This is a genomic window from Cuspidothrix issatschenkoi CHARLIE-1, from assembly GCF_002934005.1.
GTDB lineage: Bacteria > Cyanobacteriota > Cyanobacteriia > Cyanobacteriales > Nostocaceae > Cuspidothrix > Cuspidothrix issatschenkoi.
Genome location: NZ_PGEM01000025.1, coordinates 58,639 through 80,445 on the forward strand (window position 1 = coordinate 58,639; position 21,807 = coordinate 80,445).

Consider the following 21,807-nt stretch of genomic DNA (forward strand, 5'->3'; position numbering starts at 1 on the left):
ACAAGCTCACCAACCAATTATCAGCAGTAACTAGCAAATTGCGTTATTAAAGAGAAAAATGCGGCTTATCTAGTAAATGAAGCCGAAAAACAAGGTTTATTACAAGCTGGTGGTACAATTGTTGAATCTAGTTCTGGCAACTTTGGTATTGGGTTAGCAGTTGTGAGTGCAATCAAAGGTTACAGGGTGATGATCGTTATTGATGCAAAAACTCCTGTAACACGACAGAGGATGAAATTGGAAGAATCTCCAGCTACAAAAGTAAGTTTAGGGACTTTATGGCGGGAATTTCTGCCTTTATCCCTTAGTGATGTAACTATGGCCTGTGGTGATCCGATGATGACCACTACCTTAGCCCATCTCCCTGATGCTCAAAATAACCTTGCATCTGTAGGTATTGCCAAATCTTTGGCGATATTTTTTGAAAGTCCAATTATTATGATTCTGCACGCTTCTAATGCTTTGGCAGGTTCTCAATCTTCACGTAAGGCTTTATGGCGGTTTAATTTATTTTTGGGTGGAGGACTGACTTTTTTATTAGGTTTTTTAGGGATACCTATTATATTTAATTCTGTTGGTGTAAGTCTGTTGGGTGTTCCTCCAGCAATGTTAGCTACAGTCAGTCAAGTATTATTAATTGCTTGTGGCTGGCCATTTGCGATCGCTTGGCGGCGTTATTTTCAAGGTTTATTAATTTACCACGGTCAACCCCATGCAGTTGCTACAGCTAGTATTTTAAGGCTTTTGACCTTGGCAGTAATTCTTGGATCTGGCTTTTTTTTACAAGTATCTGGGGGTGTACTGGCAGGAATTGCCCTTATTAGTGGGGTGATAGTCGAAGCTATAGCTGTAACAATTTTTGCTTATCAGACTGGAGCAAATATACCACCGGCCGCAGTCACCCAACCTAATTTACCCCGCAATTTAGCCCAGGTGTGGAAATTCTATTTACCCTTAGCTAATACGATGATGGTGGTTTGGGGTGGTAGAACAATATTAATTAGCATTATTGCTCGCGCTGAAGATGCGACAATTGCTATTGCTGCGTGGTCTGCGGCCTGGGGTTTGGTGTTAGTAATTGCCAATTCTACCCGCATGGTACAGCAAATTGTGATTAAATATCGCCATCAAGTGAGCGATCGCCAATTATTAACTTTTGCTGTGAGTGTGGGAGCAGCTTGTTCTGCTTTATTATTGTTTATGAGTTTAACACCGATAGGCGATCGCATTGTTCAAAGTTTTATCGGTAATGATCTCACCCTCGCTAATAGTATCAACCCTGTAATTTTAATTTGTACCATTGTCCCATTATTGGTAGCTTTGCAAAATGCAACTCAGGGATTTTTAGTAAGTGAAAATCGTACAGGTCATGTTAATCTATCCACATGGTTAGGAACAGCAACTTTATTAATGATTGCCAGTTTAGCTATCAATAATGGTCTAAAAGGTGCAACAGCCGCCGCAATTGCTATGATCACATCAATCATGGTTGAAGTTAGTTGTTTAATTTGGAAAAGAGTGGCAAAATAACAGTAAATTTAGTACCAATATCCACCTGATTTTCTACTTATAATGTATAATTAATTTTGCTCAGGTACTTAATTCAAAAACTCTTCTAAACTTGGCACATTTACCCAACTCCCTCTTTGATTAGATTCATGGGATAAATCCATTAATAATTGAGAATAAACTCCTTCTTTTAAAGACGGTATAATTTGTTGATGATTAGTAATTCCTTTTACCCATTCATCCACAACTCGCAGAAAAGCACAAATTCGACCATCACTATAATGTTGAGGAAATAATAATTGTGGAGGAATTTCTATTTCTTTTGAAGCTTCACCAGGTTGAGATCCCCAAATCTGAAAACCATGAATGTAATCTTTTCGATTATCACTCCCTAAAACTAATGTTCCCTGATCTCCATACACTTCTATCCAATGAGTTCTTTTAGCATGAACAACCGCACTAATAGAAACTTGGCAAGGTGTACCATTTACTAATTCTAGAGATAATAAACAAGTATCATCACTATCAACAGCTTGTAATTCTCCCGTTGCTGGGTTAATTCTTTCAGAGATAGCCGTAATTAAATGAGCATTTAATTTACCAATTGGACCGAATAACCAATTTATATAATCAAAAGCGTGAGAACCCAAAGAACCTAAAGCACCACCACCTTTTGCTTTGGTAGAATACCAATTCCAAGGACGGGAAGTATCAGCACGAGAAGAACCTAACCAATCAATTTTAATTAAGCGGATATTCCCAACATAATTTGTAGATAAAAGTTGGGCAAAAAATTGCCATGCAGGAACAAAGCGAAATTCAAAATCAACAGTAGCAATTACACCTTGATTTTGTGCTAAATGATATAATTCCTTAGCTTCATTGACATTTAAAGTAATAGGTTTTTCTAATAATAGATGTTTTCCAGCTTGCAAAACTTGTCTAGCCATTTCATAATGCAAAAATGGCGGTGTAGAAATACTAACAGCTTGCACCGTCGGTAAAGCCAAAATTTCTGCTAAATTGTCTCCTGCATAGGGAATATTGTAAGTTGCGGCTATGGTTTTGGCTTTATTAATATCTCGATGATAAACAGCGACAATTTCCGTTTGATGATGTCCTTGAAATGCGGGAATATGAACCTTTTGACCAAATCCCGTTCCAATAACTGCTACCCCTATCATGTTTAGTTTTGGTAAATTTTCTCAATCATCATTGTAACCATAAACAGGACAAGATCAAAGGGAAATGAAGTCACCAAAAATACTAACCCAAGTTGCTAGTTATCAAAAAACACTTTAGAATAAGTACAGAATAACCATAATTTGTACTTTATAATACCTCAGAGATAAAATTCTGTATCAAATGGATACAATTATCAGCACTAACTAGCAACTTGCGTTATAACAGAAATGCCGAAAACCCTTGAAGGCGTGACCGACTCAGAAGATCACACCTGGTCCTTGGACAAGGGATGAAGGCCAAGCGCGGGATAAATAAATCCTGCATTGACGTTAATTGCGTTGCTCTTGAATATATTTTTTCACTGTTTCCGTGCAAATATTTCCTGCTGTGCTTACAAAATAACTTGGTGTCCACAAGGTAGGTATTTTTAAAAGCTCGGGAAACTCTTTCCTGAGATAATGAGAAGCTCTCGCCCTAATTTTTCTCATGATACTAGATGGATCATCAGTCGGCTTCACATTTAAAAACAGATGAACATGATCCGGCATAATCTCCATAGCAATAATCTTCCACCTATTCTCTACAACCAACTCACAAATAATTTGCTGTAATCTCTCTGCGATAGCACCTACCAGAACTTTTTTCCGACGATTAGGAATAAAGACAAAGTGGTAATTTAGTAGTGATACCGCATTACTTTCATGCCTGTACTCATCTGGAGAAAATTTCGCCATAACCTTAAAATATTTGCTTACTATTTGTATATAACTATTGTATAATAGTTCTAGGTTGTAAACAATAAACCAATGATAGTTCTAGAATATAAAGTTAAGGGAAAACAACATCATAGACGATGCAATTCGGACTACTTAATTCCTTCGTAATCAGGCGATTAGATATTGGATGGATGCACCACGCGAGCTAAAAATTGATAAGTTTGCTCTTAATAAATACTCTACTAAACTTAGGAAATAATTCACCTTTGCTGCTGAATTAAACTCAATGGCTGTTTTTTGTGTGGGTATTGATTATGTATCACTGATGTTTAGTCAGTGGATTTATTTGATTGGGTAATGCCTATAAAAACCGGAATAAAGCGATCGCTTACAGCACTGCTGGAGGCAATCGCTATTAAGTTCACAAACACAAAATCCTCTGAACTCTAGATAGAAACTTACGCAGCAGAATTACTGTTATTAGGCAGTAAACTAGCATTTTTAGATGCTTCATTTACACGAATAATTTTTGCCCCTAGTTGCTGTAACTTCATATCTAGCCGATCATAGCCTCGATCTAAATGTTGTAATCCTTGAACTGTGGTTGTTCCAGACGCTGCCAATCCTGCCATAACTAAAGCTGCGGAAGCTCGTAAGTCTGTACCTATAACTGGCGCACCTGATAAGCTTGACACTCCCCGAACAAACGCAGTATTACCTTTAACACGGATATCCGCCCCCAAGCGATTCAACTCAGAAGCATGACGCAGGCGATTTTCAAACACCGATTCATTAATGATACTATCACCTTCTGCCACGGACAGTAGTGCCATAAAAGGAGCTTGCATATCCGTAGGAAACCCTGGATGGGGCAAAGTATCAATATTGATCGCTTTGAGAGTTTTGGCTGGCAAAATCCGTAAACAGTCTTTCCCTTCCTCAATGATTGATAAGCCAATCTCTTGTAGCTTGGCAATGACTGGGGTTAAATGATCCGGTACAACTGGGGATAAAAGCAGTTCAGAACGAGTAATTGCTCCAGCGATTAAAAATGTTCCTGCTTCAATGCGATCAGGAATAGTACTATAATCGGTAGAGTGTAGCTCAGGAACACCAACTATGGTAATTGTACTTGTTCCTGCACCATGAATTTTTGCTCCCATAGAGTTACAAAAGTTGGCTAAATCCATGACTTCTGGCTCTCTAGCCGCATTTTCAATGATAGTTTCCCCATCTGCTAGGGTAGCAGCCATCATTAAAGTTTCCGTCGCGCCGACACTGGGAGTATCTAAATAAATTTTCGCTCCTCTTAACCTGCCATTATTTCCGGGAACATGAGCATTGCAAATACCATGTTCAATTTGCACATCTGCACCCATAGCTTGCAGTCCCCTGACGTGCAAATCTACCGGTCTAGCACCAATGGCACAACCGCCTGGTAATGGCATTTGTGCTACTCCTAATCGTGCCAAAATTGGCCCAATGGCAAAAAAACTAGCTCTCAGTTGGGTAACAAGTTCATAGGGTGCTTTAGATGTGGTAATTTCCCGCGCATCGATATCTAAAATATCTCCATTTCTGCTTAAACGTAACCCTAAAGCTGACAATACTTGTCCCATTCGTTCTACGTCCGCTAATAATGGAACGTTACGAATCCGACAATCACCGGAACAAAGGAAAGCTCCAGCCATGATCACCAGTGCGGAATTTTTAGCCCCGCTAATTTCCACATGACCCCCCAAACGATGCCCACCAGAGATTTGCAAGACTGAGGAGTCTGCTTCTAGTGAAGACTTGGCATCTGGTAAGCTGCTAGAAGAATTAATAAGCCTACCTCCAAAAGTACGTAATTATAAAGGTTCGATGTTTTTTTTGATTTTACATTGACAATCCGTTAGCTCGACGCTATGAGATTTTGATCTCAATTGTCAAATACGATAAAATCGTTAGATTCTATCATGTAGTATGTCAGCTTAACGGCAAAAATCACGATTCGGCAAATGGGAGAAAATTTTTAGCCTTCCTCCTGGGCTGAATTGATAAATTTTCCCTTGACAAATCAAAATTTTTTAGGAATAATGATAAGCTGTGAATAAGATTCAATTCCAGCGGAACTGGCGGAATTGGCAGACGCGCTAGATTCAGGTTCTAGTGCCGCAAGGCTTCCGGGTTCAAGTCCCGGGTTCCGCATCTCAATTTTGGGTTGATCTAAAATCCGAAATTTTTAATCTAAATGTTGTGTTAACAAGTCTACAGAATTCCCTAGTTAAACAAATCCGTAAGTTGCACTCCACTAAAGAGAGAAATAAGCAACACCTAATTTTATTGGAAGGAACGCATTTATTAGAGGAGGCCTGTGCAGTTAGTTATCCTCTAGAATCTGTATGTTGTACTCTGCAATGGTATGAGACACATCCTCAATTGTGGGAAGTTATTTGTGAATATTGCTATCGCACTGAATTAGTTAGTCCCGAAGTTTTAGCGGCCATGGCTACCACTGTTAATCCTGATGGGATCGTGGCTATCGCCCCTAGAAATGCAAGACCAAATCAACTTCCTTTTACTGGTTTAGTTCTGGCTTTAGAAACGGTTCAAGATCCCGGTAACTTAGGAACTATGATTCGTACAGCGGCCGCCGCAGGTGCATCTGGGTTGTGGGTAAGTGAAGATAGTGTAGATTTAGATCATCCCAAGGTTTTACGTGCTTCTGCTGGTCAATGGTTTCGTGTCAATAAGGCTGTTAGTGAAGATTTGAAAGCCACCGTTAAACAATGCCAGCAAGCAGGAATGCAGGTAGTAGCCACCTTACCCAGTGCCGATTTAACTTATTGGCAAGTGGATTGGCGTAAACCTAGTTTAATATTATTAGGTAATGAAGGGGCAGGATTATCAGCAGATTTAGCCGCCTTGGCGGATATCCAAGTGAAAATTCCTCTTAGTCCCGGGGTAGAATCCTTAAATGTGGGAATTACTGCCGCTTTGATGTTGTATGAAGCCCAAAGACAAAAAAGTTGAATAACTATCTGCTTAATTGAAGTTAGGAATTTTTACGACTATTTGTTTTTTGTTGTAAATACCGTTCAATGTCAGCAACTGCATCTTCCCACGCGTCTAAATCACCAATATCAGTATGTTTACTAATGACATCATGGATAGAGTTACTGTTGTTTGATTCTGTGGTTAGTTCATCTTGAGATTGAATAATATCTTCTAATTGATTTAGGGATTGCTGAAAGTCTTCATCAGCAAAATTGCGCTTAGTGTGCTGAATAGTTTTCATAATCTTTTTAGGAGAATGATCATTTGTGGGAGATGATTGTGAATCTTCGTTATTCATCTAAGTAACATCAGATATTTAATACTATTGTTATAGATAATCGCTACTAACAATGGTTTCTGTATCAATTTTACACATTTAGAGGCAAAATTGCTAAATTTTTCGATATGAATAAACTGGTTAAACAAGGGTTGGTTGGGCTAGGTGTAGCTATCATTGCTGTAAATTTGGTAGCTTTTACTCCTTCTGGCGATTTAGTACAACGGGTTAGCGATGGGGATACATTAGTATTAAAAACTGTGGATGGAGCAAAAATAACCGTGCGGTTTGCTTGTGTTGATGCTCCAGAAATACCTCATTCTCAGAAAGAAAAGAATAGTAAAATTACTCAAGATGTGAATCAGTTTGCTTGGGGTATACAAGCACAAACACGGATGGAGAAATTAATCAAAGAGGCAGACAACCGTGTCAAGTTAAATATTACAGATAGCGATAGGTATGGCAGAAAAGTAGCTGAAGTCCGTTTAGCAAATGGGACATTTTTACAACAAATCTTATTACAGGAAGGACTAGCTAAAGTCTATCGCCCCTATTTAAACAAATGTCCTAGTAAGGATATATTACAACAAGCCGAAGCACAGGCAAAACAGCAAAAACTGGGCATTTGGGGGGATAGGGAATTTGTTGATCCTTGGGATTATAGGAAAATTAGAAAACAGGTAAATGTTGATGGTTGATTGTTGTAAGAGCGAACAGCCGTTCACCCCTACTGCCTTCTATCACCTTTTACCTGAGAAAAAAACTTGCTTAAAAGTCCCTAATTCTTACAGAAAGGTGTAGAATGGGAAATACTGTCTTTAATTAGATTAGGGAATTCATGGCGAAAAAGAGTATGATTGAGCGCGAGAAGAAACGCGCTAAGTTGGTGGAAAAGTATGCGGCAAAGCGTGAAACACTGCTAGAAGAATTCAGAACAGCAGAATCCCCCTTGCAAAAGCTAGAAATTCACCGCAAAATTCAACAATTACCCCGCAACAGTGCGCCCACTCGCAAACAAAACCGTTGCTGGTTAACGGGTCGTCCTAGAGGTGTGTACCGTGATTTCGGGCTATCTCGGAACGTACTCCGGGAATGGGCTCATGAAGGTCTGTTACCAGGAGTTGTTAAGTCTAGCTGGTAGGTCAGTTGTCAATGGTCAGTTGTCAGTTGTTAGTAGCTATTTGCTGTGAACCAATGATCAATGACCAATGACCAATAACTAAGATATTATTGACCACAACAGTGATCAATTCCCAGGCTGTCTAAGAGTAGATCGCTAACGGCGTTGGCGATCGCAAACTCTCCGAAAAAGCTTTTAGAAAAATCAAATGACTGCATCTCTGTGATAATAGCAATTACCAGAGAGCCTAAGTCATTTTCTCCTTCCATACGTTGTCGGACAAAAATCTGTGATGCGCGTTCGGCTATATTTTGATTGATAGCTTCGGGAATAAACTCTTCATCAAGCCAGGTTAATAAATTTTTCTGTAGCCATTCTCCTTCCTGTTGGGGATTTTCTGAAGGAGGTAGGGTAATGGGTGGAATTGTTAGAGTCATGTTTGTCTATCTTATATAGAATGTATTTGCCAAGGTAATTTCAGAAGCAGACTAGAGAATGCTGATAGTGTCCCATAGTTTGCATCTGAGGATGTTTGTGATGATTCACTCAACTATGGAATATGATGTTGCTGCTATTATTCGGGGTTATGCTCAAGGTTATTTTCTCATGGCGGATGAGAGTAATAACCTGGGATGGTATGGAAGTAATGAACGAACTTTAATTCCGTTGGATGGGCGCTTTCGCTATCCTAAATCATTACAGCGAGTCCTCAACCAAGAACGATTCTCTGTGGCCATTAATCGAGACTTTTTGGGCGTGGTTGCTGGGTGTGCTGACCGCGAAACGACCTGGATTTCTCCACAATTAGAAAAGATTTATTGGTTACTTTACCAAACTGGTTACGCCTATAGCTTTGAAACTTGGCAAGGTGACAAACTCGCAGGGGGAATTTTAGGAATTGTGATTGGGGGTGCTTTTATTGGTGAATCTATGTTTTTCAATATCTCGGAAGGTTCTAAGGTGGCAATGGTAAAACTGGTAGAAAGATTGCAGGAAAGAAACTTTTTATTATTTGATGCCCAAATGATGAATCCTCATTTAGCCAGATTTGGAGCTTATTATGTGAGCGATAAAGAATATCAAACTTTATTAAAAGACGCATTACCACGTCCTTGTAATTTTATGTAGTGGTTGACTGTTGACGGTTGACAATTACCTAACTTGAACCACCCCTAACCCCTCCCCGCAAGCAACTATCCATTACCCACATCTTTCTTAATATGGCTGAAAAACAGACAAGATAAAGGTAGGCTTTTTAGCCCACCCTAGAGCTATTCTTTCAAAACAATGTGATTTGAACTTTCATTGAACAGAAGGATCTTGCAACACAGTTTTTGAGACAATTCTGGTTTTCTTGCGATCGCTTTCTGATAACTCTTCCCCGGCTTGTAAGCGGGTGGCGGAAACTTGCAACACCGTCGCCGCACTAGTATCTCCCATTTGCAAAGCGGTTTTGGCTGCCGTTTGTAACATCGTTGCTGCACCGGCACGATCACCTTGCTGTAATTTCGTTTCTGCTAATTGGGTTTGACGATATTTGGCTAAAGCTAAAACCGATTGTTGTACCTGGAGATTGGGCGCTGGTTGGTAGTTCCTGGCGGCATTAACGTAAACTGGTAGATTGGGAGAGTATAGCCCGACTTGGTTATGGGCGGGATCATCGTAGCAGACTTGTAGATTGGCGATCGCCTGTTTACCTTCTGGCAACTGTCCCACATAAATATTAACTAAAACTACCCGTTCGGAGTCTTTCATTAAATCTCCCAATCTCACCCCCAACCTTCCATCACTGTCTGGTTGTACTGGTAATTCAATGGTATCTGGGGAAACTTGGGCAATGGGTTTGAGTTCCGCTAACCGCACATTAGGCATTAAGGATAATAATAGTTGAGCATTAGTTAAACCTACTGTTTGCATTCGACTAAACAACCGCCCAAATTCTGATACCGCCTGATCAGGGTGTTGAATATAAGATAATGTACCCATGCCAGCATCGGCGATTTTTTCTAAAACTTTATCATTCCAGTTGTCACCAAATCCCAATGTATTCAGGGTTAAATTATAATGGGCGGCTAATTGGGCAAATTTCAAACAGCGATCGTTATCACCATGTTCATTTTCCCCATCTGTCAGTAAAAATGCTTGGGAAACGGTATCATGTTTACCTTTCGCTAACTCCTCAATGCCCAAACGCAAACCCTCATCAATGGATGTTCCTCCATCTGCTGTGAGTTGCATTATCTGTTTTTTAATCTGTTGGCGATCGCTAATTAACTGATTTGGGACTAAAACCTTGGCACGGTGGTCAAAAGCAACTACACTGAGACGATCTTCCGAACTGAGACGATCTACCAACAAACAAGCAGCATTTTTCACGGTTTCTAGGGATTTTCCCATCATTGAACCGCTATGATCGAGAATTAAGCATAAATTCAATGGTACATTCCGATCTATCGTTTCACCACTAGCAGACACCGAAATTGCCAATTGACGTTGAGTGCTGGGTTGATTGATATCCATACCAGCATCATTAAGTGCTAGTTGTAAATTTACTTTCATAATTCCTATTTCCTATTTAGCCTAGACACACATAATCAATATAGATAACTTCAAACCACATCCTCCAGACTACGGAAATTAAGTTAATGAAGATTGTTAATATAATTTCATCAGTGGAATAAAGCCCATTCTTATACTGTCATAATTCTTTAAACTCCTGTGGGTGCTTCCCAATCTTCCATAATGTCCTCCTGAAACAGTTGTTTAAGTAGATTGCTATTAATTTTTCCTTGAATCTGGTGATTGTTATTTACCAGATTCTTACATATATGCTGGTGCTTGGGTTGATGATTTAGACAACAATTTCATATCACCCCCCTAACTCCCCATAAAAATCTTCATCTAATAACTGTTCTATAGTAAAAGGAAAATCAAGAGGATATTCTATTTCCTCTGGTTTTCTGACTCCCAATTTAGCATTTTTACTTTCTTTAATTGCCAACTTTCTAGCATCAGCATAAGCAATAAAAATAACCTCATGGAGATAATTTTTAAAAGAAGGATTTTCTTCTAAATCTTTTTTAACTCGAAAGCGATGTTCAGTAACTAAACTGTACCAACTTCCTTTCATCATTTCGGGAGCATCAGCTTGAACAGTTAATTTGAGTAAATGAGAAATTAAGATAGTTAAATTACTCACAAATGACCGTTTTTCTGATTTCCCCATATCTTCTAATTCTAAAAGCAAATGTTCCCAATCAATATCATTAAAATCTTGTTGTTTGATTTTTTTAATGATAGTTTCTCGCCAAACATTAAAATCTTGTTCATAGAGTTGATTGTTCATAATCCTCCTGAAAAAGTTAACTCTTATTTTAATTTAAGTAGCATACCGTTAAATTTTTCGGTCTACCTACTTAGTTTAAAAATATTTACCCGTATTCAGAAAAGCAAAATTTAATAAAATTTAACCAAAACTGGAGATAATACCCGCAAATAAGTATAAAATCTAATAGATAATCTCCTGCGGATGTGATTATGCCACCAGACTACAACCGTCAAAATCTTAGGGGACGCTCTTTTAAAGGTCAAAATCTAACAGGTGCGAACTTTACTAAAGCTGATATTAGAGGAGCAGATTTTACCAACGCTATCCTTAAAGATGCTGATTTTACAGGCGCTAACCTTAAAGGCACTGATTTTACTGGTGCAAATCTAACAGGTTCAAACTTTAGCGGTACCAAGGCAGGATTAAAGTTTCATTGGATATTTATTTTATTAGCACTATCATTTATAATATCTAGTTTATCAGGATTTACGTCAGCAATTATTATTAACTTTAATATATATTTTTGGTTTTCTAAAAGGCTGAGTGCAATTTTTGTTATTACCTATTCAAGTATTTTTATTATTATAGTACGTACTATATTAAATAATTATTTTCACCACTTTGCTATCACTATCAATGTTTATTTATCTATTGGAGTTATTTTAGCTGTAGCTTTTTTTGGTGCTCCAGCAGCAGCTATAGATGAGCCTGATGCTAAACTTGGTGGAATGGCTTTGGTTACTTTTACCGGCATGGTTTTTCTTATAGTAATTGTTTTCCATCAAATGGGAGGATTAGCAGAAAAACTACTGACAAATATAGGAGATATTAAGATTGAAAAAATTATTAAAAATTTCGCTCAAGGTGAATGGCTTGGCGGATTAGTTGCGGGTATATTTGGTGCAGTTTGGGGTTATTTTTTTAGTCATGCAGCGATAGAAGGGGATAAAAAATTTGCTTGGATTTGGAAAATGTGTGTTAATTTTACCGCTAAAGGAGGTACAATTTTTAATAAAGCTACTCTAACTGATGCTGATTTTACTGGTGCAACTCTAAAAAACACGGATTTCAGAAAAGCCAATCTAACGCGCACCCGTTTTTATGAAGCAAAAAAACTTGATTTTGCTAGACCAGGTAAGACTATATTGAGTAATCATGATGTTCTCAAGTTGCTCGTTACTCTCAATGGTAGAAATAAATCTTATATTGGTGCTAACCTCAGAGGTGCAAACCTAATAGGTGCAGATTTGAAAGAAGCTAATTTAAAAAATGCTGATATTATTGAAGCTACTTTTAAAGAAGCTAATTTAGAATGGGCAAATCTAACTCTTACTCAAGCCATTGGTACTAATTTCACCAAAGCTCATATCACAGGTGCTTGTGTGGAAGCTTGGAATATTGAAAGTACAACGATATTAGATCATGTAGATTGTCGTTTTGTCTATCTTTTAGAATATCCTAAACCGAGAACAGATGACCGGGAACGTCGTCCGAGTAGTGGAGAATTTCAACCAGGAGAATTTACCAAATTATTTGAAGAAGTTTTAAATACTGTTGATTTAATTTTCCGTAATGGTATTGACTGGAAAGCTTTTATTACTGCTTTCAGAAAAGTGCAGGTTGAAAATGGAGCTACAGAATTAGTTAGTATTGAAAACAAAGGTGATGGTGTTGTTGTTGTTAAAGTTGCTGTTCCTGAGAATGCGAATAAAGAAAAGATTCACAGCTATTTTACTCAAATTTATCAATTAGCATTAGCAGCAGTTGAAGAAAAATATAAAGCAGTTTTACAAGCAAAGGATGAGCGAATAGAGGATCATAAACAGCAAATAAAAGATATTAAACAATTTTACTCAGAACTTGTTAATATAAGTAAGTCATTAGCAGATCAACAGACAAGTATTGAAAACAAGATTATACAGGAGATTAACAACGTGAATAATGATTCTAGCCGTAAAGTTGAAATTGGGAGTATTGGCAGAGATTTTAACGCCAGTGGACAAGCTTTGAATTTAGGTGAAATCAGTGGTACAGTCACAAATACCATTAATGAATTACCATCTGCACCCGAACCCGATAAACCGGGAATTAAAGAATTATTAACCCAATTAAAAACAGCAATTGAGGCTGATACTAATTTAAGTGAAGAAGATAAAACCGATGCTTTAGAACAAATTAAAACCTTAGCAGAAGTTGCTAAAAATCCTCAAGCAGGTGCGATGCAAAAAGCAGCAAAAACGGCAATCAAGATTTTAAAAGGGACAATTTCTAGTTTACCAACTGCGGCAACTTTAGTTGAGCAATGTAGTAAAATTTTACCACTAATTTCTAGTGTTCTAGGTTTAGGTTAGAAATGTAGTTAAGATAAGAGTTAAAACCTCCCTGAGAGCATTCCCAGTGTCAGACTGGGAACGAGATATACTAAAGACAGTCTCTAGCTTTTATAAAATTATGCTTCAAGAACTCGAAGCCACATTTGATGGTACAGCCCTTCAACTGGAAGCACCTTTAAATTTAGCAGTAGGTACAAGGGTGCGGATTATTGTGGAAACTGTTTTACCCAATGAACAAAAAAACCTAAAACTTTTCTTCAAACTGCTAAATCTTTGAAGTTGCAAGGTGAACCAGATTGGTCAGAAAAAATTGACCAGTATTTGTATGGAGAAACGGTTTCTGTTGATGATTGAGGTTTTTTTAGATACTTCTTTTGCTATTGATTTGGTAACTATTATTAATAATTAACTAGAAGCACTCGTATAAAACCGCAAAGCAAACCGCCAAAACTGAGTAGAAATGAAAAATAAGAGCAAAGCTAAAAATCCCGAACCCAGAAACCAGGTAAATTGAATTTCTCCTAACATAGCTTGGGCGGGAATAGTAGTTAAAAAAGCTACTGGAACGACAAAGGTAAAGAAAAAGCGATAACCAACGGGATAAGCTATAATGGGATATCTGCCAGCTTCTAATAATCCCCTTAATACTTCAGTAATATTATAGATTTTTACAAACCAAATACTTGTTGCTCCCAGGATAAACCAGAGGCTATAAAGAATTATGAAACCACAACCCAAGGGGAAAATAGTTAATAAATATTTGTCAATTCCTAAATTGAGTTTTGTACCTGCATAGGCAATAATCAGTAATCCGAAAATTATATCTGATATTCCCCAGGGTGACAGGGTATGACAAGATAACCAAAATTGACTACGAATAGGTTTTAATAAGATAAAATCTAAAGTACCTTCCTGAACATGACGGACAATTCTATTTAAGTTGGGAGCAAGAAAAGTTTCACTAAAACCTTGCAATAAAGTAAAAATTCCCAAAACAATTAAGGCTGCTTCCCATGACCAACCGGTAAAGGTGTAGCCTGTGCGGTAAAATAGGAACAAACCAAACATACTACCTCCTAAATTACCTAAGCTACTGATAGCAGCAATAATAAAATTGATCCGATATTCCATTTCAGCGGAGATGGAGGCACTCCAGAATAGTTTCAGCACTTTTAAATATCTTGACATTTTTTGCTTTTACTCCAATATCTATTGCAAAATAACTTTATCTAAACTTAATCTGATTTGGGAATTTTATAGATTTATCAACCTTAAAATGCAAATTATTTAGGAAATTATATCTTATGCACTTTAATTTACCAGACTTAATTAAATCAATCGGTTACTTTGGCGTATGGGGAATTATTTTTGCTGAATCTGGTTTATTTATTGGCTTTTTTCTTCCTGGTGATAGTTTACTATTTACGGCGGGATTTGTGGCTTCTCAAAACTTTCTAAATATTTGGGTACTGATTTTTGGGGCATTTGTTTTTGCTGTCTTAGGTGATAATGTTGGCTATTTTACGGGGCATAAATTTGGCAGAAAATTATTTAATAACCAAGATTCCTGGTTATTTCATAAAAAACATATTGTGAAAACACAAGATTTTTATGAAAAGCATGGGAAAAAAACAATTGTTTTAGCGAGATTTATGCCAATTGTCAGGACTTTCGCCCCCATTGTAGCAGGAATTGGGGCTATGCACTATCGCTCTTTTATGTCCTATAACTTAATTGGTGGCTTTATTTGGACATTTGGTATTACTTTGTTGGGGTTTTTCTTGGGTAAATCTTTGCCAGCAGAACAATTAGATAAGTATCTATTACCAATAATTGGCTTAGTGGTGATTATTTCTTTGTTACCATCAATTATTCATGTAATTCAAGACAAAAGAGTTAAGAAATAAAGGTGACAGATGATAGGTGATAGGTGATACTCATAAGCCATTGTTCAATACTCGTTACCAAAGATGACCAAAAACTGGTAGCGTCAAACAAAGGAAAATATTTTTTGTGGATGTTACGACTTGAAAACACGTTCTAATTATTGGCAACTTTTACCCTATATCCGCACCCAGTGGGAAACTATCGCTAAGGGTTTTGTGGGAATTTTAGGATATGTACTGGCAACTTTAACCCTCATTAATGTCGCGGGTAAGTTGGCAGTTCCTTTTGGTGATGGTAATGTACTAGCGATCGCTCAGTTAGCAGGTATCAGCGCTGTGATATTTCTCATCAGAGGCTTTTTCCAGTCTGTGCAAGATTTATACATGGCCAGGGCAGCGTTACGGGTGGCTTTTTACCTGCGTCAACGGGTTTACTCACATTTACAAAAACTTAATCTCAGCTATTTTGAAACTGCCAAAGCTGGAGATTTATCCTATCGTCTAACGGAAGATGTGGACAGAGTTGGGGAAGTTATTAATAAACTGTTTCATGATTTTCTTCCCTGCGCTTTACAGTTAATTGCTATTCCTATCTACATGATTTATTTGAATTGGCAATTGACTTTAGCGACAGTAATTGTTGCCCCAATTATGGGAATTTTAATTGGTTGGTTTGGGGAAAGATTACGAAAATTTTCTTTAAAAAGCCAAAATCATATTTCTGATTTATCTGCTATTTTAACAGAAGTTTTTAGCGGTATTCGCTTAATTCAAGCTTTTGCTGCGGAAAAATATGAAATAGAGCGATTTACCTATGAAGCAGAACGGAGTTTTAAAGCTAAATATTCCACCGAAAGATTAAAAGCAATTCAAATTCCTATTGTCGGCTTTTTAGAAGCTGTGAGTGCTTTATCTTTACTCATGGTGGGAACTTGGCAAATATCCCAACGCAATTTAACTGTAGGTGAATTTTTTAGTTATTTAACAGCAGCAGCTTTGTTAATTGATCCCATTGGTCATACTACTAATAACTATAATGAATTTAAACAAGGTGAAGCATCGGTTGATCGGGTTTTTGAATTATTAACAATTCGACCCACGGTATTAGAAAAACCTAATGCTATTACCCTACCTCCTGTTAATGGTAAAGTTGAATATTCTCATATTACCTTTGCCTATAAAGCAGGAGAACCTGTATTAAATAATATTAGTTTATTAGTCATGCCAGGTCAAGCCATTGCCCTTGTCGGTGCTTCTGGTGCTGGTAAAACTACTTTTGTAAATCTCTTACCTCGATTTTATGATCCGGAAATTGGGGAAATTTTCATAGATGGGATAAATATTCGAGATGTAACCTTAAATAGTTTAAGAAAACAAATTGGGATTGTTCCCCAGGAAACGATTATGTTTTCGGGAACTATTGCCCAAAATATTGCTTTTGGCCAAAATGATTTTGATCTGCAAGCAGTAGAAGCAGCAGCCAAAATTGCCAATGCTGATCAATTTATTCAGCAATTACCGGAAGGTTATCAAACTTGGGTAGGTGAAAGGGGTGTGAATTTATCAGGGGGACAAAGACAGCGAATTGCGATCGCTCGTGCAGTCCTTCTTAACCCACAAATATTGATACTTGATGAAGCCACATCGGCTTTAGATTCAGAGTCAGAAGCTCTAGTACAAGAGGCTTTAGAAAGATTGATGCAAAATCGCACAGTGTTAATTATTGCCCATAGATTATCAACTGTCAGGAAATGCGATCGCATTTTAGTTTTAGAAAAAGGGCAAATTGTCGAATCAGGAAATCATGAAGAATTGTTAGCTTTAGAAGGCAGATATGCGCGGTATTATGCTCAACAATTTTCCTAAACTACCCAGAAATGATTTTTTTATTCAGCCTTCTGCACTGAAGCGGTTGGCTTTTTATACGGTTTTGTACACCTATGCTTGTTGTCAAAATAAGGTAAATTATGCTTTTAGACGCAGTTGAGGTCGCTAATTTAACTCTAAGCATAAACGTACTTTGAGTTCGTTTTTATATTTTGATACCTTTTATAAAATTCAAGACGTACTTTAAGTTCGTGTTGATTTTTTATGAATTTTGAAAGATATAAAGAAGCTAAACAGCTTTTTGGTGATAGAGTTCAAACCCTTCGTAAAGAAAGAGGAATTACACAAGAGCAGTTAGCAGAAGATATTAGTAAATCCGTTGAGCATATTAGCTATATAGAACGAGGTGAACGCGCTCCGTCTTTTGAAACAATTTTAGATATTGCTGAAGCTCTGAAAATATCAGTACCATACTTAATGAATGTCACACCCCAAACAGATATAAGTACAAACTTTCTCACTGAATTACAAACTCCGGTAGTTCCTCCTTCTCTTGTTGAACCTGTTGATGAACCAGTGAACACAATTAAAGAGCGCCGTTCGGATTTAGAACGATTACAAACATCACTTGAGGCTATTGAGGAATTACAAAGTTTGGCCAACGAGTATGGTATCAATGATGTTTTTCAAGACAATGGAGGAAAAGTTCTTCAAGTTTTAATCTTGCTTGGTTTGCGAATATCACCTGGACGTGAAGGAAATGATGCTATTGATGCCGAACAAAATGAATATGAATTAAAAACAATTAATAAACTTTTGAGTAAGAGTGTAACTACACATCATCATCTTAATCTTGATATCCTAGCCAAATATCGTGCTGTAAAAGCTTGGTATATTGCTGTATATGAAGGAATAGTATTGAAAGCTATATATAAAATTGAGCCTAGTTCACTTGAGGTTAAGTTCAGTTATTGGGAATCTAGAATACGTGGAGGAATGGACTCTATTAATAACCCTAAAATCCCTTTAAGTTTAATAGAAAAAGAAGGTGAGTTAGTTTATATTAAACAGAATTAACTAACAATTAAAGAAAATGTGATACTGTAAATAATTACCCTTCATAATTTCAGAGATAATTGCTTTGAGGTATTTAAATAAACCGATTTTTTTTGATTAATAAGACATTCATAAAGAGTTAAAGTATCCTGCAAACTTTGAGATTTATCTAAAAAACGAAAAGCTGAAGATGCTAAATAAGACGGCTCTTGTTCAAAAGACATCCAACTTCTTTCTAGCTGTTCAGCAGCAAAACCTGTAGTATTTGAGCCTGCAAAGATATCTAGAACTATATCTCCAGGATCGGTCAAAAATTTAATGAAAAACATCGGCAACTTTTGAGGAAATCTCGCTGGATGGGGAGGTATCGAAATAGATTTACATAATTGAATATAACTAGATTTACTTTCAGTATTTGCAATTTCTAACAAATTTGATGGTATAGCACCACCATTGTCAGTAGCAAAATTCTTACTGATATCATGCCCTGAAGGTCTTTCTTTCGGTGTATAGTATTTTTGAGGATCTGCCTGTAGCTTTTTCATGCGCTCAGAGTAAGGCACTAAAACATTACTGACATTAGCTTTAGGATTGTCAGTTTTTGAGAGCCACCAGACAGTATTGACAGAATCCTTTGCTCGAATCTTTCGCTTATTAACCCATTCAATTGGTGAAGGTAGTTTGGCTGGATTGTACCAAAAAAATTCTTCGGCAAGTCTAAAACCCAATTCATCACAAAGTTTAATTAAAACTCGATAGTTATAGAGAGAGCGCACTGGACGTTTACTTTCATAAGCTCCACCTAAATCAAGTACAAAACTACCAGTTGAATTCAGAACCCGATAAACTTTCTGGCAAAATTCAACCAACCAATCAACATAATCTTCCTGGTCTACATTGCCATAACTCTTCTTCCTCTGCAATGCAAAAGGTGGTGATGTCAGCACTAAATCTATTGAGTCAGATTCTAGTTGATCTAGCAATTTCAGGGAATCACCAAGATAAGCTGCACCGGAGTCTGTCGTATATAGTGGATTTGGCAGAATCATTTTTAGACGTACTTAGAGTTAGTTCTATAACTATAATGCGAAAAAAACAAGAAGGTAGGCTAAATTTTGTACCTGAATATGCCTCATCATAGCCATAAATTAAAAACTGTAACAAAAACTACAAAATTGACATCTTTTAAAAAAACGAGGGTAAGCTAACCATATCAATCCGGTTTAGAAAGATACTGTGATGAGGAGTGAATATTATGGTGGCTACATCTCTCCCTTTTGTGGAAACTCAATCCCCCGCCCATATATGCCCCTATGATCAAGCTTGTAATTATTTAGAATGGGCGGCTAAAGAATTAAAATTAGATGCAGGTATAGTAGAAATACTTAGCCATCCTCGCAAAGTAGTGACTGTTTCCATCCCCATCAAAATGGACAATGGGGAAGTACGAGTTTTTGCTGGACATCGGGTACAACATTCCGATATTTTAGGCCCCTATAAAGGTGGGATACGCTATCATCCAGCCGTAACATTACGGGAAGTATCTGCCCTAGCCATGTTGATGACTTGGAAATGTGCTTTATTAGGTATTCCCTATGGTGGTGGGAAGGGTGGCATTCCCATAGACCCCAAAAAGTTCAGTGTGGGGGAATTAGAACGAATTAGCCGCCGTTATATTAGTGAATTGATTAAAGATATCGGACCATCAGTAGATATACCTGCCCCAGATATGGGAACTTCTGCCAGGGAAATGGCCTGGATGATGGACACCTACTCTGTGAATGTTGGTCATTCTGTACCAGGAGTGGTTACAGGTAAACCTTTATCTATTGGTGGTTCTTTAGGACGAGAAATGGCTACGGGACGAGGTGTAATGATTATTGTCCGTGAATCTCTCAAAGATCATGGTATATCCCTTACTGGGGTGAGAATTGCCATTCAAGGGTTCGGTAATGTGGGCGGTGCTGCTGCTGAATTATTACATCAAGCTGGGGCGAAAATCATCGCCGTTTCTAGCGGCGCTGGTGGTATCTTCGCAGAAGATGGTCTTGATATTTCGGCTGTAAAAGCTTATGCTGCTCAAAATCGCCGCAGTGTGGTCGGTTTTCCCACAGCTAAGGCCATTAGTAATGCAGACTTGCTAACTTTACCTTGTGATGTGCTAATTCCCGCAGCTTTAGAAAACCAAATTACTGAAGAAAATGTTCATGAAATTAAAGCCCAATTTATCGCCGAAGCTGCAAATGGGCCTGTGACTTTAGAGGCTAACCAAGTTCTGGAAGCGCGGGGTGTCACCGTATTGCCAGATATTTTGGCCAATGCTGGGGGTGTGGTGGTTAGTTATTTGGAATGGGTACAAGGTCTTTCCTATCTATTTTGGGATGAGGAACGAGTTAATAAGGAAATGGAATATTTGATGGTTCAGGCTTACCATAAGGTAATGGAAGAGGCAAAAACACGGAGGGTAAATTTACGGTTAGCTGCCTATACTTTAGGTGTGGGTAGAGTGGCGCAAGCTTTGACCGATAGAGGTTTATATCCTTAGTCGAACTAACGCAGTTGTAGCAGGAGGCAGGAGGTAGAGGGTAGGAGTTCATGAGTATGCCCGCACCACAAAAGTTTGATTATGGTTGTACCTCATTTGAATGAAATATGCTGTATTATTTCCCCCCTGCTCCCTGTCACTTGTCACATGATATGCGCTTTTCCAAATATTGACCAATCATTAACTGTTCACCGGCACGGGAAATAATGCTCTGTCTGGTGCGGTATTTACTGCCAATGAGTTTAATTTCTTCCTCAAATACGGAATTATTGTATTCAGTTCGTAAACAAAGAGTTTGGGGACTAGAGAAATAATAGTCAGCGGTGACAGGTAGAGAAGTGGCAAAACCCCGATCTCGATATAAGATATTGCCTAAAGCACCAAAAAGGGTTAATCCTTGGGATTCTTGTCTGTCCTTAATTATATCTGTACTTTGCCAAGACACTTCAGCACCACAGCTTAAACTTTTGACATCACTTAAATTATGGAGTTGGCCTAGTTTTTCTAATTCTTCACACTCTGGTTCTAAAAATCGGATGGTGATAATACTTTCTATTTCCTTGGTTTCTCCTTGGGGAAGAGTATAATAACGTCGTTCAGAATGCCATTGACCTGCGGAGGCTTGAAAAAATTCGCTAATTTGCTGTTCGTCAGAGGTGGTAAAGAGTTTGAGGGATGTTGTCACTGTTAATTTTCCTCATCTATCTATCAATTTTTAGTTAATTTTCCATATTTTTCTGTTTCATCTGTTACCAAGTAGTGTTAAGGAGGCAGGAGGTAATACCCATATATAAATTTAGGGGCTTTAAACCCTTTTGCCACAGGGCGAAAATTGTATTTTCTTCCTCCTGCCTCCTGCCCTCTGCCTCTTCGGTAGTACATCTGCTATTAGATGATATAGAGCTAAAATGCAATGATTATTTACTATTCTTAATATATGGATAAAAACTCAAAAATGCCAGCCTGTTAGTAAAAGTTAAGTATTT

The 21,807-nt window shown here is 37.7% G+C and carries 20 protein-coding genes, 1 tRNA gene and 2 pseudogenes; 13 read left to right on the forward strand and 10 right to left on the reverse strand.

Annotated elements, in window-relative coordinates; all coding sequences use genetic code 11:
- Positions 1-45: 45 nt before the first annotated feature.
- Positions 46-234: pseudogene (locus CUN59_RS22460) on the forward strand (pyridoxal-phosphate dependent enzyme); the annotation flags it as partial.
- A 1,364-nt stretch (positions 235-1,598) separates the two neighbouring features.
- On the opposite strand, the gene CUN59_RS03915 reads toward CUN59_RS22460, so the two are convergent.
- Together CUN59_RS03915 and tnpA are read right to left on the reverse strand one after the other, a co-directional pair.
- A complete protein-coding gene (locus tag CUN59_RS03915; protein WP_104386607.1) occupies positions 1,599-2,693 on the reverse strand; it encodes a Gfo/Idh/MocA family protein in 1,095 nt (364 codons plus the stop codon).
- 330 nt (positions 2,694-3,023) lie between these two features.
- Positions 3,024-3,428, reverse strand: coding sequence for an IS200/IS605 family transposase (tnpA, locus tag CUN59_RS03920; protein WP_104386608.1), 405 nt, complete (start codon positions 3,426-3,428; stop codon positions 3,024-3,026).
- Positions 3,429-3,500: 72 nt separating this feature from the next.
- Between tnpA and CUN59_RS21870 the strand changes: the two are divergent.
- Positions 3,501-3,666: pseudogene (locus tag CUN59_RS21870) on the forward strand (RNA-guided endonuclease TnpB family protein); the annotation flags it as partial.
- A gap of 202 nt (positions 3,667-3,868) precedes the next feature.
- Here the strand turns inward: CUN59_RS21870 and murA are convergent.
- Positions 3,869-5,236 carry a UDP-N-acetylglucosamine 1-carboxyvinyltransferase gene (murA, locus tag CUN59_RS03930; RefSeq protein ID WP_104386609.1) on the reverse strand — a complete coding sequence of 456 codons (1,368 nt, stop codon included), beginning with the start codon at positions 5,234-5,236 and terminating at the stop codon, positions 3,869-3,871.
- Between the two features lie 282 nt (positions 5,237-5,518).
- On the opposite strand from murA, the gene CUN59_RS03935 reads away from it, so the two are divergent.
- Positions 5,519-5,600: transfer RNA gene (locus CUN59_RS03935), tRNA-Leu, on the forward strand.
- A gap of 48 nt (positions 5,601-5,648) precedes the next feature.
- Positions 5,649-6,425, forward strand: coding sequence for a TrmH family RNA methyltransferase (locus CUN59_RS03940; protein ID WP_104386693.1), 777 nt, complete (start codon positions 5,649-5,651; stop codon positions 6,423-6,425).
- Positions 6,426-6,447: 22 nt separating this feature from the next.
- Here CUN59_RS03940 and CUN59_RS03945 read toward each other — a convergent pair whose 3' ends face one another.
- The gene (locus CUN59_RS03945; protein ID WP_104386610.1) at positions 6,448-6,747 is read right to left on the reverse strand and encodes a hypothetical protein; all 300 of its coding nucleotides are present in this window, start codon (positions 6,745-6,747) and stop codon (positions 6,448-6,450) included.
- Positions 6,748-6,854: 107 nt separating this feature from the next.
- On the opposite strand from CUN59_RS03945, the gene CUN59_RS03950 reads away from it, so the two are divergent.
- Together CUN59_RS03950 and rpsN are read left to right on the forward strand one after the other, a co-directional pair.
- Positions 6,855-7,424 (forward strand): thermonuclease family protein, encoded by a 570-nt coding sequence (locus CUN59_RS03950; RefSeq protein WP_104386611.1) that lies wholly within the window; start codon positions 6,855-6,857, stop codon positions 7,422-7,424.
- 140 nt (positions 7,425-7,564) lie between these two features.
- Positions 7,565-7,867 (forward strand): 30S ribosomal protein S14, encoded by a 303-nt coding sequence (gene rpsN, locus CUN59_RS03955; protein ID WP_104386612.1) that lies wholly within the window; start codon positions 7,565-7,567, stop codon positions 7,865-7,867.
- Between the two features lie 86 nt (positions 7,868-7,953).
- On the opposite strand, the gene CUN59_RS03960 is transcribed toward rpsN, so the two are convergent.
- Positions 7,954-8,283 (reverse strand): DUF8822 family protein, encoded by a 330-nt coding sequence (locus CUN59_RS03960; protein WP_104386613.1) that lies wholly within the window; start codon positions 8,281-8,283, stop codon positions 7,954-7,956.
- A 115-nt stretch (positions 8,284-8,398) separates the two neighbouring features.
- Between CUN59_RS03960 and aat the strand changes: the two genes are divergently transcribed.
- The gene (aat, locus tag CUN59_RS03965) at positions 8,399-8,974 is read left to right on the forward strand and encodes a leucyl/phenylalanyl-tRNA--protein transferase (protein WP_104386614.1); all 576 of its coding nucleotides are present in this window, start codon (positions 8,399-8,401) and stop codon (positions 8,972-8,974) included.
- A 174-nt stretch (positions 8,975-9,148) separates the two neighbouring features.
- On the opposite strand, the gene CUN59_RS03970 is transcribed toward aat, so the two are convergent.
- The gene (locus CUN59_RS03970) at positions 9,149-10,405 is read right to left on the reverse strand and encodes a vWA domain-containing protein (protein ID WP_104386615.1); all 1,257 of its coding nucleotides are present in this window, start codon (positions 10,403-10,405) and stop codon (positions 9,149-9,151) included.
- Between the two features lie 310 nt (positions 10,406-10,715).
- Positions 10,716-11,192, reverse strand: a complete 477-nt coding sequence (locus CUN59_RS03975; protein WP_104386616.1) for a DUF29 domain-containing protein — start codon at positions 11,190-11,192, stop codon at positions 10,716-10,718.
- Positions 11,193-11,383: 191 nt separating this feature from the next.
- Here CUN59_RS03975 and CUN59_RS03980 point away from each other — a divergent pair, with 191 nt between their 5' ends.
- Positions 11,384-13,525, forward strand: coding sequence for a pentapeptide repeat-containing protein (locus CUN59_RS03980; RefSeq protein ID WP_104386617.1), 2,142 nt, complete (start codon positions 11,384-11,386; stop codon positions 13,523-13,525).
- 100 nt (positions 13,526-13,625) lie between these two features.
- Positions 13,626-13,784, forward strand: coding sequence for a hypothetical protein (locus CUN59_RS03985; RefSeq protein ID WP_243406863.1), 159 nt, complete (start codon positions 13,626-13,628; stop codon positions 13,782-13,784).
- 128 nt (positions 13,785-13,912) lie between these two features.
- On the opposite strand, the gene CUN59_RS03990 is transcribed toward CUN59_RS03985, so the two are convergent.
- On the reverse strand, positions 13,913-14,695 hold the full coding sequence (locus CUN59_RS03990; RefSeq protein ID WP_104386618.1) for an ABC transporter permease: 783 nt from the start codon (positions 14,693-14,695) through the stop codon (positions 13,913-13,915).
- A 116-nt stretch (positions 14,696-14,811) separates the two neighbouring features.
- On the opposite strand from CUN59_RS03990, the gene CUN59_RS03995 reads away from it, so the two are divergent.
- The 3 genes from CUN59_RS03995 to CUN59_RS04005 all read left to right on the forward strand — a co-directional run bounded on the left by CUN59_RS03995 (position 14,812) and on the right by CUN59_RS04005 (position 18,297).
- Positions 14,812-15,414, forward strand: a complete 603-nt coding sequence (locus tag CUN59_RS03995) for a DedA family protein (RefSeq protein ID WP_104386619.1) — start codon at positions 14,812-14,814, stop codon at positions 15,412-15,414.
- Positions 15,415-15,534: 120 nt separating this feature from the next.
- Positions 15,535-17,259 (forward strand): ABC transporter ATP-binding protein, encoded by a 1,725-nt coding sequence (locus CUN59_RS04000; RefSeq protein WP_104386620.1) that lies wholly within the window; start codon positions 15,535-15,537, stop codon positions 17,257-17,259.
- Positions 17,260-17,484: 225 nt separating this feature from the next.
- Positions 17,485-18,297 (forward strand): helix-turn-helix domain-containing protein, encoded by an 813-nt coding sequence (locus CUN59_RS04005; protein ID WP_104386621.1) that lies wholly within the window; start codon positions 17,485-17,487, stop codon positions 18,295-18,297.
- Between the two features lie 41 nt (positions 18,298-18,338).
- On the opposite strand, the gene CUN59_RS04010 is transcribed toward CUN59_RS04005, so the two are convergent.
- Positions 18,339-19,325 carry a DNA-methyltransferase gene (locus CUN59_RS04010; RefSeq protein WP_104386622.1) on the reverse strand — a complete coding sequence of 329 codons (987 nt, stop codon included), beginning with the start codon at positions 19,323-19,325 and terminating at the stop codon, positions 18,339-18,341.
- Between the two features lie 206 nt (positions 19,326-19,531).
- Here CUN59_RS04010 and CUN59_RS04015 point away from each other — a divergent pair, with 206 nt between their 5' ends.
- On the forward strand, positions 19,532-20,821 hold the full coding sequence (locus tag CUN59_RS04015) for a Glu/Leu/Phe/Val family dehydrogenase (protein WP_104386623.1): 1,290 nt from the start codon (positions 19,532-19,534) through the stop codon (positions 20,819-20,821).
- Positions 20,822-20,957: 136 nt separating this feature from the next.
- On the opposite strand, the gene CUN59_RS04020 is transcribed toward CUN59_RS04015, so the two are convergent.
- On the reverse strand, positions 20,958-21,506 hold the full coding sequence (locus CUN59_RS04020; RefSeq protein WP_104386624.1) for a phycobiliprotein lyase: 549 nt from the start codon (positions 21,504-21,506) through the stop codon (positions 20,958-20,960).
- Positions 21,507-21,807: the final 301 nt, after the last annotated feature.